This window comes from Petrimonas sulfuriphila (assembly GCA_038561985.1).
In the GTDB taxonomy this organism is placed as follows: domain Bacteria; phylum Bacteroidota; class Bacteroidia; order Bacteroidales; family Dysgonomonadaceae; genus Petrimonas; species Petrimonas sulfuriphila.
This window is the reverse complement of record CP073276.1, coordinates 1,255,147-1,269,330: the sequence shown is the minus strand read 5'-3', so window position 1 is coordinate 1,269,330 and position 14,184 is coordinate 1,255,147. Positions and strand designations below refer to the sequence as shown.

At 45.9% G+C, this 14,184-nt stretch carries 8 protein-coding genes; 6 read left to right on the top strand and 2 right to left on the bottom strand.

Going from position 1 to position 14,184, the window contains the following annotated elements; genetic code table 11:
- Window positions 1-76 precede the first annotated feature (76 nt).
- The 6 genes from KCV26_05060 to KCV26_05035 all read left to right on the top strand — a co-directional run bounded on the left by KCV26_05060 (window position 77) and on the right by KCV26_05035 (window position 6,222).
- Window positions 77-2,695, top strand: coding sequence for a valine--tRNA ligase (locus KCV26_05060; GenBank protein ID WZX37749.1), 2,619 nt, complete (start codon window positions 77-79; stop codon window positions 2,693-2,695).
- A 6-nt stretch (window positions 2,696-2,701) separates the two neighbouring features.
- Entirely contained in the window at window positions 2,702-3,562 is an 861-nt protein-coding gene (locus tag KCV26_05055) for a fructosamine kinase family protein (GenBank protein WZX37748.1), read from the top strand.
- A 157-nt stretch (window positions 3,563-3,719) separates the two neighbouring features.
- Complete coding sequence (locus KCV26_05050; protein ID WZX37747.1) at window positions 3,720-4,919, top strand: AAA family ATPase; 1,200 nt, start codon at window positions 3,720-3,722, stop codon at window positions 4,917-4,919.
- Window positions 4,920-5,003: 84 nt separating this feature from the next.
- Complete coding sequence (locus KCV26_05045) at window positions 5,004-5,201, top strand: hypothetical protein (GenBank protein ID WZX37746.1); 198 nt, start codon at window positions 5,004-5,006, stop codon at window positions 5,199-5,201.
- 65 nt (window positions 5,202-5,266) lie between these two features.
- Window positions 5,267-5,575 (top strand): hypothetical protein, encoded by a 309-nt coding sequence (locus KCV26_05040; protein WZX37745.1) that lies wholly within the window; start codon window positions 5,267-5,269, stop codon window positions 5,573-5,575.
- Window positions 5,572-6,222 (top strand): ATP-binding cassette domain-containing protein, encoded by a 651-nt coding sequence (locus tag KCV26_05035; protein ID WZX37744.1) that lies wholly within the window; start codon window positions 5,572-5,574, stop codon window positions 6,220-6,222. Before KCV26_05040 ends, KCV26_05035 begins: the two co-directional genes overlap by 4 nt.
- 10 nt (window positions 6,223-6,232) lie before the next feature.
- On the opposite strand, the gene pbpC is transcribed toward KCV26_05035, so the two are convergent.
- Together pbpC and KCV26_05025 are read right to left on the bottom strand one after the other, a co-directional pair.
- Complete coding sequence (gene pbpC, locus KCV26_05030) at window positions 6,233-8,578, bottom strand: penicillin-binding protein 1C (protein ID WZX37743.1); 2,346 nt, start codon at window positions 8,576-8,578, stop codon at window positions 6,233-6,235.
- On the bottom strand, window positions 8,575-14,142 hold the full coding sequence (locus KCV26_05025; GenBank protein ID WZX37742.1) for a hypothetical protein: 5,568 nt from the start codon (window positions 14,140-14,142) through the stop codon (window positions 8,575-8,577). Before KCV26_05025 ends, pbpC begins: the two co-directional genes overlap by 4 nt.
- Window positions 14,143-14,184: the final 42 nt, after the last annotated feature.

The window sequence follows — 14,184 nt, the reverse complement described above, 5'->3', positions numbered from 1 at the left end:
AATCGCAAAACAGCACGAAAAGGATTTCATTACGAAATCCTTTTTTTGTATTTTTGCACTTTAATTCAGAAGCGTAATGGAAATCTCAAGTAAGTACAACCCTGCGGAGGTAGAAGACAAATGGTATTCATACTGGATGGAACACAAACTGTTTCGTTCCAAGCCCGATGAACGTGAACCTTATACAATTGTCATTCCACCCCCGAACGTCACCGGTATCCTGCACATGGGGCATATGCTCAACAACACCATTCAGGATATCCTGATACGACGTGCACGGATGGAGGGAAAAAATGCCTGTTGGGTTCCCGGAACCGATCATGCCTCCATTGCTACCGAAGCGAAAGTGGTTGCCAAGCTTGCTGCGGAAGGAATAAAAAAATCCGACCTTACGCGCGAAGAATTCCTGTCCCATGCCTGGGAGTGGACACACAAGCATGGCGGAATGATTCTGGAACAGTTGAAAAAGCTGGGTGCATCGTGCGACTGGGACAGAACCTGCTTTACCATGGACGAAAAACGTTCCGAAAGTGTAATCAACGTTTTCGTGGATCTGTACAACAAAGGGCTCGTTTATCGCGGTGTCCGTATGGTAAACTGGGATCCGCAGGCACTTACCGCACTCTCGGATGAAGAGGTGGTGCACAAGGAGGTGAACGGGAAACTTTATTACTTGCGTTATAAAATCGAAGGAGAAGAGGCCTATGCGGTTGTAGCCACGACCCGTCCGGAGACCATTATGGGCGACACGGCGATGTGTATCCATCCGGATAATCCTAAAACGGCACATTTGAAAGGGAAAAAAGTTATTGTCCCGCTCATCGGCCGCGTTATCCCCGTTATCGAAGATGAATACGTGGATATGGAGTTTGGAACGGGATGTCTGAAAGTTACGCCGGCCCACGATGTCAACGATTATGTGCTGGGAGAAAAATACAACCTGCCGTCCATCGACATTTTTAACGATAACGGTACGCTCAACGAAAACGGAGCGATGTATGCTGGAAAAGACCGGTTCGAAGTTCGGAAACTCATCGAAAAAGACCTGGAAAATGCGGGCCTGATTGAGAAAACCGAACCCTATACCAATAAAGTCGGTTTTTCTGAACGAACCAACGTCGCCATTGAACCCAAACTCTCCATGCAGTGGTTTCTGAAAATGGAAGACATTGCTAAACCTGCCCTTGATGCGGTTGAAAACGATACCATTAAATTTCATCCGGTGAAATACAAAAATACCTATCGCCACTGGATGGAAAATATCAAGGATTGGTGCATCAGCAGACAATTGTGGTGGGGACATCAGATTCCAGCATATTATCTTCCCAAAGGCGGAGTGGTGGTAGCCGTGACAAAAGAGGAGGCTTACCAAAAGGCGCTTCAAACGGTGGATTACCCACTCACCATAGACGACTTGCGTCAGGACGAAGATTGCCTCGACACCTGGTTTTCATCGTGGCTATGGCCCATCTCGGTTTTCGACGGAATTAACCAGCCCGACAATCCGGATATCAGTTACTATTATCCTACAAACGATTTGGTTACCGGGCCCGACATCATTTTCTTCTGGGTGGCCCGAATGATTATGGCGGGATATGAATACCGCCAGTCTCCCTGTTTCAGCAACGTATACTTCACGGGAATCGTTCGCGACATTCAAGGCCGAAAGATGTCGAAACAGCTTGGAAATTCACCCGATCCCATTGAATTGATGGCAAGACACGGCGCCGACGGCGTCCGAATGGGTATGTTGCTGGCCTCATCAGCGGGAAACGATTTGCTGTTCGATGAATCACTCTGTGAACAGGGCAGAAACTTCAACAACAAAATCTGGAACGCTTTCCGGCTGGTAAAAGGCTGGGAAGTAAACGACACAAATGAACAGCCAGAAACGGCAAAAATTGCCATCAACTGGTTTGGGAACGTATTGTCGAAAACCATTGTCGAGCTGGATGATTTATTCAGTAAGTACAGGCTTTCGGAGGCATTGATGATGGTCTATAAACTATTCTGGGACGAGTTTTCATCGTGGTACCTCGAATTGGTAAAACCGGCTTACCGACAACCCATAGACCGGGCAACCTATCAGGCGACACTAGCGTTCTTCGACAGCCTACTGCGCCTGTTACACCCGTTTATGCCCTTCATCACCGAAGAATTGTGGCAGGCCCTGAACGAAAGGAAACCGGGTGAAAGCATCACGATCGCTCAACAGCCAAAGGCTAATCGGGTGGATGAAAAACTGATCGCCGATTTCGAAATTACCAAACAAATTATTGCCGGCATCCGTACTATCCGTTTGCAGAAGAATATTCCCAATAAAGATGAATTGACACTGCAGGTGATCGGGAATCACGATAGCCGGTTCGATACGGCTGTTGCCAAAATGGCAAACCTCTCATCGATCGAGAACCTATCGGAGAAGCCTGCCGTCACCATCGGTTTTTTGGTGGGTACCACCGAGTTCATCGTCCCGATGAGCGATAAGATGGACGTGGAAGCCGAATTAAAAAAGATGAAAGCCGAACGGGAGTACTACGCAGGCTTCTTGCAATCGGTGATGAAAAAGCTGGGTAACGAACGGTTTGTACAAAATGCCAAACCCGAAATCGTGGAAAACGAACGCAAAAAACAGGCCGATGCGGAAAGTAAAATTGCGTTGCTCGAAGAAAGTATTAAGGCGTTGGAGCAATAACCAATAATGCAAACAATCCTATCTCATATTTCCCAGGAAATCGGAGAAGGCATTGCCTCATACCGCTCCATTCCCGGAGGCGATATTTCTTCAGCATATCAACTGCAAACCGAAACCAAAAAGTATTTTCTCAAAGTAAACACCAACCCGTTTGCGTTGGCAATGTTCCATGCGGAACAAAAAGGGTTGCAGACGATTGAAAAAACAAAGACTATTGCCATACCGCACGTGTATGTAGTGGGGTCGCTTGAAGGAAAATCATTTCTGCTGATGGATTTCGTGGAAGCCAAACGTCCTGACGCAAACGATTTCAGGCAGTTTGGCACGCAACTCGCCCAATTGCATCGGTGTACTCAAAAAGACTTTGGTTTTTTGTCGGATAACTTTATCGGAAGCTTGCCGCAAAGCAACCGCCTTCATCCCGACTGGGCAGAATTTTACTGGCACGAGCGTATTTCCCCGCAATTAAAGCTGGCTTACGACCACCAGTTACTCCATAAAAAGGAGATTCCCTCGCTTGAAAACGCACTTCCGGTTTTTCGTGAAATTTTTGGAGTTGTAAAGCCGTCACTCTTGCACGGAGACTTGTGGGCTGGAAATTACCTCATCTCCACCGACGGAACCCCTTACCTTATTGATCCTGCCGCCTATTACGGACACTCACTGGTAGATATAGCCATGAGCAAACTTTTCGGCAGTTTCGGCCAATCGTTTTACGATGCCTATCACGAAATCAATCCAAAATCTGAAAACTATTCGCAGCAAATAGAACTCTATCAATTATATTATCTGCTTGTTCATTTAAATTTGTTTGGAAGCGGATATTATTCAAGCGTTTCATCTGTCTTAAGAAAATATTTTACATAAATAATCGTTACTACCTCAATCAGTTTTACCAACATAATCATTACTGCTCTAACCTTTTCATAATTATTTTCATTATATCAATAACTATTTTTTCTAACAACTTGGTTGTTCCGATAACTATTTATACCTTCGCAGAAGCAGCTATTTTCAAACAAAAATGGACAGCCTACTCAACACATATCGCAAGTTAATATCAGCAGAAAAGTCTGATTTTAAGCGCTATCTTCACTCCGATATTGATTGGAACGAGAGAATGACAGGTATTACAGGTGCTCGCGGAACAGGAAAAACCACGCTTATTTTACAGCACATTCGCAATAATTTCCCCGATAGAAACAAAGCCGTTTACGTAAGTTTGGATAATCTGTGGCTTTCGAAAAACAGTTTGCTCGATTTTGCCGAACGATTTTCGGTGTACGGTGGCACGCATCTTTTTATCGACGAAGTGCATAAATACCCCAACTGGTCACTGGAATTGAAAAATGTGTACGACAATTATCCCGACTTGAAAACCGTTTTCACGGGGTCGTCCATTTTGGAAATTTACAAATCCGATGCCGATTTGAGCCGTCGTGCAGTGAAGTACGAACTACACGGATTGTCGTTTCGCGAATACTTATCGCTGGAAAAAATTATCGATTTGCCAGTGCTCCCGTTAAATGAAATTCTGAGCAATCACATCGACATTGCTGACGATATCCGCAACAAAATCAAGGTTATACCGCTATTCAAGCAGTATCTAAAAAACGGTTATTATCCAATTTACAAGGAAGGGATTCGCAACTATTTCACCAAAATTACCAATATCATCAACACCACTCTCGAAAAGGATTTGCCCTCTATCGAAAAAATCGATTACAACGGCATTTACAACGTGAAAAAACTGCTGATGGTGCTAGCAAACCTTGTTCCGTACACGCCCAACATCGAGAAACTGAGTGCGGAAATGCAGCTCAATCGCGCATCCACACTCAAATACCTGCATTATCTGAACAAGGCAGCGCTCACGAATCAACTGCTGGTGCCAAACAAGGGCATGAGCTTGCTCACGAAACCCGAGAAAGTGTATCTGAACAACTCGAATTTGATTTATGCCCTCAATGTAGATGATGCTTCAGCAAATATTGGAAACGTACGCGAAACATTCTTCTTCAACCAGTTAAAAGTCAGACACGATGTAAATTTGCCTAAAAGCGGCGATTTTCTTATCGATAAGAAATACACATTTGAAGTGGGCGGAAAAGGAAAATCTTTTGAACAGATTAAAGATTTGAAAAACAGTTTTGTTGTAGCCGATGATATTGAAATGGGTATAGGCAATAAAATTCCTTTGTGGCTTTTCGGATTGATATATTAACTTTACTTCTCGTTACTGCTATAATGAATTTAAACGTAAAATCAGTTATAGCAATAACTATTTTATAAATAAAATTCAATAAATATGTTTGACGATTTACGAATGGAAAACGCCGCCATTATCCGCAAATGCGCCCGTGATTTAATGGTGCGGCAGCAGATTGAAGAATTCCAGTTGCTTTTTATCGATTGGGCAGCAAGCTTCGACCCATGGAATTACATTGTGAACGATTGGGGATTGTTTAATCCGCCGGGAGTTGGCCCGCACGATGAACAGTTTTAAACGTGCACGGCGGTTCGAAACCGCCTTGCGCATTACTTCCGCTTAGCGGAGCAAATTTCCCTTCTATGAAACTCACTCGATACATCCGTCTTCTTTTCACGTTTTACCGATATTTTCTATGGGTATCCGTTTTTATTGATGCGGCTTGTGCTTACATCCTGTGGCAACACGGAATAAGTGTTTACAAAGCACTGTTTTGGTTGAAATTATTCTCCATGGGCGCATCGTTTTATCTGGTTAACGAGTATCGAAAGCAGGAATATTTCTACTTTTACAACTTTGGTTTCTCAAAAAAATCACTGTGGATAATTACGCTGGCGTTTGATTTATTGCTGTTTTTCGGTTTAATGATTTTAGCCTATCAATTCCGATGAAACACACGATGGAAATAAGTGGAATGCGGTTGTTATTTGACGAAAGACTTATCCTTTCGGATGTTTACATGAAAATTGAAACCGGAGATACCGTTGGATTATTAGGCCGAAACGGATGTGGGAAAACGTGCTTGATGCGCGGTGTTTACGGCACATTGGAGTGTGAAAAATCCGTTATTATCGATAATATCTCAGTTTATGAAGCCTACAAAAAACCCAGTTTAATACGATACCTTCCGCAACACCATTTCATTCCGAAATATCTTACGTTGAAACGGGTCTTTCGTGATTTTGCTGTCGATTTTGAACGTTTTACAGAATTTTTTCCGGTATTTCAGCTTTGGGAAAACACAAAAATCGGACATCTTTCCGGTGGAATGCATCGATTGGTGGAACTGTACGTTATCATCAAATCCGATGCAAAATTCATATTACTCGATGAGCCTTTCACACACATCAGCCCCGTACAGATCGAAACTATTCAGTCCATCATCGATGAAGAGCGTTCCTGCAAAGGGTTTCTGATTACCGACCACCTTTTCAAACGCATTCAAGAATCTTGCAATCAAGTATATTTGCTCTTAAACAGAAAAATCCACTACGTAGAAAATGAAGATGATTTGAAAAAAATGGGGTATTTATTTTGAATGAAAAAGTTCACGAGCGCATGGCAGTTTCGTCCACCTTAAACCTGATTGTCAACGAATTTCCCATTTCATCCACCACCGTCAACCCATGTGCACCCGATTCGGGTGAAAGCTCCATCTGATGAACATCCGCTGTTTCACCGAGGTATTCATTGTCCAAGTGCCAGAACACCCGTGCCGAAGGGTTTCGGTGAGCAAGTTCGAAAACCGCTTTTCCACGCGAACCATCCAGTTGCCTGGTTATTTTGATGACTGAGTTGGGATAAGGGTAGATAAACTGCATCACCTCTCCCGATGCGCCATCGCTACATTCAGGCGAAAAAGGCGGAAGCGACCGGTATGTAGGGTGTTGTTGTTTGTAATACCACTCCCACGACGGAGGCAACACAAACCACGAAACCGGGCGAATTCCCCTGCCTACAGCACAATGTTCATAAACCCGGTAACGCTCATCTTCCGAAACATGCACCCGTTGGTGATAATTGCAGACGCTTCCCTGCACCGCTTTTGCCGGAGCAAAAACAGTATCTGCCGATGAAGGCGGACAATGCAATCCCACGAGGCATCCGCTCTCCCGGCAAACAACAACCTCGGTCAGATGATTATAAGGTGTCTCGAACCAGGAAGTGGGCGGCAACAAGTTGAACAAATCAAACATCACCCGCGCCGATGTACGCGCACCAGTCAGTCCGGGACGGCCTTCGCCACTCGCATTCCCTGTCCATACCGCCACAAGATATTTCGGTGTAACACCCACTGCCCAGGCATCGCGGAAGCCGAAACTCGTTCCTGTTTTCCACGCTACCCTCCGCATCGAAGGGATAAACTGCCAGTCGATCTCTTCGGGGCGGTTGACGTTGGTCAGCGCTTCCAATGTCAACCACGCCGCTCCAGCATCCGTAAAGGCGTTTACCCGTCCTCCCCTATAATCCTGACCTTCATGCACCAGTGAAAATTCCTCCTTACGGGGAGCAACCGTCCTTACGGCGTTCGCCATATCCGCATACGCGTTTGCCACTTCCCAAAGTGTCCCTTCAGCACCGCCCAGAATAAGCGAAAGTCCGTAATAGTCGGCCGGGCGGTTAAGCGTTGTCAATCCGGCTTTTTTCAGAAAATCGTAAAATTTCGGCACTCCATACCGGCGCAGCGAGACTACAGACGGAACGTTCAACGAGCGTGCCAGCGCCTCATTTGCATGAACTGCTCCGTCGTATTGCAAACTGAAGTTTTTGGGCGAAAAACCGCCAACATTTATCGGTATATCGGGCAATAACTCACCCGGTAACAGTGCGCCCTCCTGTAACATGGCACAGTAAAGAAAAGGTTTGAGGATACTGCCCGTACTTCGCGACGATTGAATAATATCCACTTGATTTCCTGATTGTTGTTTGCCGAAGTTTACGTTACCGATATACGAAATGACTTCGTTTTTTTCCAAATCGACAATCAGCGCGGCGAGGTTCAGGATATGGTTCTGCGAAAACTCGGTGTTCCATCGCTCCAGCACATTATCGGCTTGGAGTTGCAAGCTTTTGTCGATAGTGGATTGCACATGCGTTCCGGGTTGAGACAAATAAAGCCGTGTGACCAAATGAGGGGCGATTTGTGGCAACGAATGTGGGTTTTCGGGTAGCGGCTCGGCGGTGGCTAATCGATAATCGGTTTCGGAAATCGTGCCGTTGTCAAGCAATTTTTGCAGCAAACGATTTCGTTTCGTGAGTAACGCATCCCTGTTCCTGCCGAAATGCATTAACGACGGTGAATTAGGCAGAACAGCTAGAGTGGCAGATTCGGCCCACGACAACGACCGCGCGCCGTGACCGAAATACCGCCACGCGGCGGCATCAATTCCCACCACATTTCCCCCCATCGGTGCGTGGGAAGCGTATAGCGCGATAATTCGTTTTTTGGAGTACGACAGTTCCAATCGCGTGGCGAGAATAATTTCAATAAATTTCTCGAAGTAGGTGCGTTTGTTTTTCCGCATTAATCGTACGGTTTGCATCGTGAGGGTACTTCCGCCGCTCACTACCCTGCCCGCTTTGATATTTTGCACCATCGCACGCCCCAACGACAACGGATTCACTCCCGGATGATACCGAAAATAGCGGTCTTCAAACGCCATCAGACAGGTTTTGTATTTATCGGGAATACTATCGGTTGGCGGAAACCGCCACTGCCCGTCCGACGCAATGCGTGCACCCAACAATTCACCGTTCCGGTCAGAGACTAACGTACTGTATGATGCATCGAACAAGGGATCGGGAAGGGAAAAAGCATACCCCATCATCAGTATAAAACCGATAATCAAGGTTGCTTTTTCCCATCGTTTTAAAGATAGAAATTTGTCAATCATCTTACCTCTACCCATATCCCGCTCGTTCGGGCCTGTTCACGCGGTTCATACATCGCCTGGCACGATACGGCAGGCAGGTAATAGTTACCCCGGTACGCCGCCTGGAGCCTTGCACGGAACGTGGCCGATTGACCGGCTCCCAGGTTGAAATAGGTCAATACCCGGTCGTCCCGGATATCCCGGTAGTTATAGGTTTCGGCAGCCGATTGGGTTCCCGTCAGGCGTTCGTTAAAAATCTCCCAACCCGACGGAAATACCTGCAGCAACGCCAGATCTGTAAACGACTGCTCCACCGAATTCCGGACAGTAACCACGGCCGTAAATTCCGTTCCCTGTTTCAGCGATTTCACGTCCAGCGGTTTACCTGCGGCATCAAGGTAATTAACCGACAACCGCAACGAACCCTCCGCGGCACGAAGTGTGTCCACCAACGGTTGCATGAAGGCGGTAAGCCGGGCATACACTTTGCCCTTGCCTTTGTTGGAAATCTGTACCGATTGATTGGGCGCCGTTTTCAAATCCACCTGATGAAAAGCATGCGGCGTATTCACGGCAGCCATTTTCTTTCCGTTCAATGTCCAATCCACATCAATATTTCCCGAACCCATTTTTTCTGCTAACTGTGCCATTGCCATCAATCCGAACGCGACGGTTTGCGTGGAGATATAATCGGATGAAAGCGCCCGTGACACATCCGGAGCCAATTGCAACGCTTTCTCGATATTCCCCAGCAGCAGATACGTCTGCATGATCATCGCCTTATCACGTGCCGGAGAACCGTACGTATCGTTATTGAAACGATAATCTTCCACTGCATCCGAAGCATTGAAAACAAGAGAGTTAGCAACATCAGGCTTTCCAGCCAACGCATAAGCCGCCGCAAGCCGCCATTTCGCCAGCAAGTTCAAGTCAGCGATTTCGCGCATCCGGTTCATAGCGCCCAACTCCGTATTTCCACTCAATGCCAAGGCGTACAACCGATAAGCCTGCTGCAACTCAGTCATCGAAATCCCGTAATAACCCCGATGAGAATCGATACGTGTCCAGTTTCGGGCTAGCTTCTGCTGAAAGCCTACCCACCGGCCGATCACGCTCTGCGATACATCGAAACCCTTGTTTTTGGCTTCCACCAGGAAATGTCCGGCGTACGTAGAAGCCCATTCCGAGGCAAAGCCTTGTCCGGGCCAATAGACGAATCCTCCGTCCGGCAACTGCCTAGAGGACAAAACCTGAATTACCGACGCTATTTTTTTGTTCATCAGCTCTTTTTCCCCATCCGATAACGAAACAAAATTACCCAGATACAACAAGGGAAACCCTTGTGATGTAACCTGTTCGGTGCATCCGTGCGGATATTCTGCCAAATAAGACAGATTTTTGTTTAGATTGACACTCGGAATGCGCGACAGCTCCAGTTTTGCCCAATCGGTAGGGTTCACGTTTCCGGGATTGAGCGCAAGTTGCGCATTCCCGTTCGGGTCGATAAGCACCGATTGGCTGATGACAACAGGAGGATTTGGATTCCGGATGCCGATATCGATGGTCTCCGATACCGATTCTCCTCCACCCGACGCCTTGATTCTTACCTGCTCCGCTCCTGTGCTGTTCCCGGCTTTCAGCGTAAAGTAAACGATTGTATCGCCTGTGGCGTTAAACGAAACCGACTTGGACGCTCCATCCAGTAGTTTCAGTAATCCGTCTGTCTGGACGGAAACTTGCACGTTTTTCACTTTTCTGTCCATCACAAACACATTTACCGGAAGCCAAACCTCTTCACCCGGGCCCAGTACGCGCGGGAGCGTACTGAGTGTCATCAGCGCATTTTTCACCGCAACTGTTTTCTCGGCGCTTCCGTATGCCCCGTTTCCTCCGGCAACTACCATCACGCGGACAGAGCCCACGTATGGCGGAAGTTTTATCTTGTGTGTTTTGGTCTCTCCATTTTTAATCGTAAATGGTCCCAAAAATTTAACTACGGGCTTGAAACGGTTTACCTTATCGCTCGATGCTTTCAGCGCCTCGTCGCCTCCGATGCTCAGCAACGGGCCAATCATTCCGGTATTCGCTCCCAATACACGGTCGAACAAGTCCCAAGTACGCACGCCAAGCGCCTCGCGGGCATAAAACTCATTCCACGCGTTGGGAGTCTTAAAAGACGTAAGATCCAGTAAACCTTCGTCCACAATGGCAAGCGTGTAAGTCATCGACTTTTTGGTTTTCTCCGAAATCGAAACCGAAAATTCCTTTTCCGGACTTAACTCATTGGGCATTTGTATGATGGGTTGTAACTTGCTATTTTTATCTTCAACGTTTATATTTCTCACACCATACAAGCGGATAGGTAAATCGTTTTCGGTTTGCGCGTGCGGTTGAAGTAACGTGATGAAAAGATAGAAATTGGGGTTCATCTCTTCGGTAATTTTGAATCGATATTCGGTGTCTTCGGTTTCCGACGTTTTTATCCATTCTTTCCAAATGATGCTAGAACCGTTTTCGATACTTATCAAAGCACTTCCCGATGAGCTTTTCGGAATGATAACCGTAGCCGTTTCGCCCACAGCGTAGGTTTCTTTATCGGTAGAGAATGACAACATGGTCAAGCCGTTCGGATCGGTCTTATTGGAACGTCCATATGTCGATGCCCAGTCCACATAAAAGATTGTTCCCGCCGTGTGTCCGCTCCCGGCATCTTTCACCAAGATCAGGTAACGACCCCAATCGGGATAATCAACCTGAAATTTAACTTTTCCGCTTCCGCCCGATGTCGAAATAACTCCGTTGGCAACGGGCGAGACCGCCGTGTTGTTCACGTACGAGCCCAAATCTTCTTCGGAGCTGTTCCACCACCACGACCAGTTAAGCTTGTAGATTTTATATTCTACATTGTCGCGCGAAACCTTTTTCCCATAAGGATCCAAGGTAACAACATCAAAAACGATGGGTTTGTCTGTCTCCAGAAAGCCCGATGCTTCTGTCTCCGGTGTTTTCACTCCGGCGTACACGCCATAAGGCGAGTAATAAGCGGTTTGCGCGTAAAAACTCATGTCGCCGCCGGTTTCGAAAACGCGTGACACAATATTGCCCCGCAACATGCCCGGTGCACTTTCAGCAACCGGAATCCTCGAATTCACATCCGCCACACCCGATGCATTAAGCGTTCCTTCAAACAACTTGTAGCTGTTGGTTTCAAACTTGAAAAGCGGATTGTTGAAAACATATTTATTGTATCCCGAAAACGGATTTTCCGTACGCGAAAGTGTGATTTCCACTTCCGATTTCAAGTTAGATGCCGGCGCACCGTGCAGCCACTGCGACGTGAGCGTTCCCGAAAAAACACCTTTACTTGCATCGATAATGGAATCGGTTTCCAAACGTACTTTCAACCGGTTCGGCTTAACGGTTTCTATCCGCAATGGTTTGTAGAACGAAGTGCCACCCACTTTCACGTAAGACTGCCAAACACCGGTGGGTGCTGACGGGTCGGTAACGATTTGAAACGTGTAAAATCCGTTTTCACCGTTGGTTTTCACTTGGCGGTGATAAAACTGACGCGTGGGTGTGTACACTTCGAGCGCAACGGGATGTCCTTCGGGCAGTTTCTTTGCCCTGTCCTCTAGGATAAACGACAAGTAGATAGTGTCGCCGGGACGCCAAACACCTCGTTCGCCATATACAGAACCTTTTAAACCTTTCTGGATCTCTATTCCGCTTACATCAAAATTACTCAGCGAAAGCGAAAGTTCTTCCTTCACTTCCAGATAGCCTATATCTTTTCCGTTGGTGGCAGTAACCACAAACGGTTTCCCGTTTTTATAATCAATTTCGGCAAAACCCTGTCCATCGGTTTTCCCTTTTCCTATTGCCTGCATCTGATAGTTATAAACCGTTACATCAGCACCGGAAATAGGTGATGTGGAAAGAATATCGGTAACAGCGATCAGGATTTTATTCTCGTCTCCGCCTTTGGCAATAATCCCCATGTTGGATGCCATAACCGTGGTTTCGATAATGCGGTCGCGGTTCATATAATAGGTGGATTTGCACGGGTCGTCACGCTCTTCCCAATTGTATTCTGCCCAGTCGATGGGTTCGTAATAATACGGGTTCGTTTCGTCCCAAACCGCTTCATCTTCTTCGCTGATGTTTTCGTCTTCAAAATTACGCATCGATGAGCTTTGGGGAATCTGTGGCGTTATACCTCCACAATTGAAAAGCGAATAATCGGATTTCATAGAGAGTTGCACTATATAGATAGCTCCCGGGTCTTCATTAATCATCGGTGCCAAGTCGATAGAAAAATTGTTCCAGCGGGTTAAATCCAGTGTTTTATCAGTATCTAAACGAATTTGTTTCTTTTTGATTAACCGTCCGAAACGACGTACTTCGCCATTCGAATTGCTGTTCATTGAATTCGATTGCAAGAAGTAAAGAATATTATTCTGATAAATTTTTATCACTTTCACATCCACGGCCCACAAATTCACAGCACTAAACGGAAGGACTAATTGTGAGGAATTGGGCAGGATATTTCCGCTTTTTCCCATTTTCACCTGTGGTTTTTCGCTTTCGGCACGAAGTTGATAGGTATAATCTCTTGCGAGTGCCCGATTTTCGAAACTCCGTAACCCTTGATGAATTTGCAATGTAATTTCTTCCCGCGGGTAAGCTTCGGGAAATATTTTCAGTACGTTTTTATCGATTTGATACGTGAAATTAGTGATTCCTGAAGGAACGACCAATCCCTGAATATCCTGGTCATGTGACAAAGGGCTACTGAAAGCGATACGAATGTGAGAAGCGGTTTCACTTATCATCCGCACATCAATCACCTGAAATTCGGTTTCGGGCAATGAAGGGAGCTGAATGCTAAAGTTCTCCCTTTTTTTGGCTCCGACAGCGTTTCCGTTCACCGTAAGTTCATAGCTTTCCGCATTATTTGTCCGAAGCAAACTATCTATCGAAATCTGATACATTCCGTCTGAAACCGTTTTCACATTAACTTTTGCTTCACGATTAGCCCCTTTCAGTTCAAAGATACCAACGATTTTCTCGGGTGATTCGTTATTGGCCAATCGTAATGCTCCCGTTACGGAGTTCCATTTCAAATCATTGATACTCATAGGAGAATAGGGTAACAGATCGAACGAGAAGTTTTGCTCGTTTACCCTGAAATAGAAATTGAAAGTCTTAAACTTCGGCTCCACTTTCAACGCTTTATCCAAATAAAATTTCGCCGTATATTCTTTTCCGGGTTTTAATTGTCCGTATTCGGGAACGAATCGTATGGTTCTCGAATTGATCCAATATGTTTTCCCTTTGATGAAAGGCAAGAACGAGAAAAACTTCTCTTGCACCTCGGTATTTAATTCCACGGAAGGTAGTTCCTGTGCAAGCTCGATTTCGATGTACGAATCGGGCGAAATGTTGCCGTAAGTGAATGCCGCTATATATCGGGCAAATTCGGGGTCGATCTGCGTTGTTTTCTGTTTGCAGGAAACAAACGAGAAGAAAATTATCGTGCAAATAAATGCAACGTAAATATAAAGAAGAGGTTGTTTTTTCATATCGATTGTTTTTTCTGAAGATTTTTTTAACCGAGTTATTTT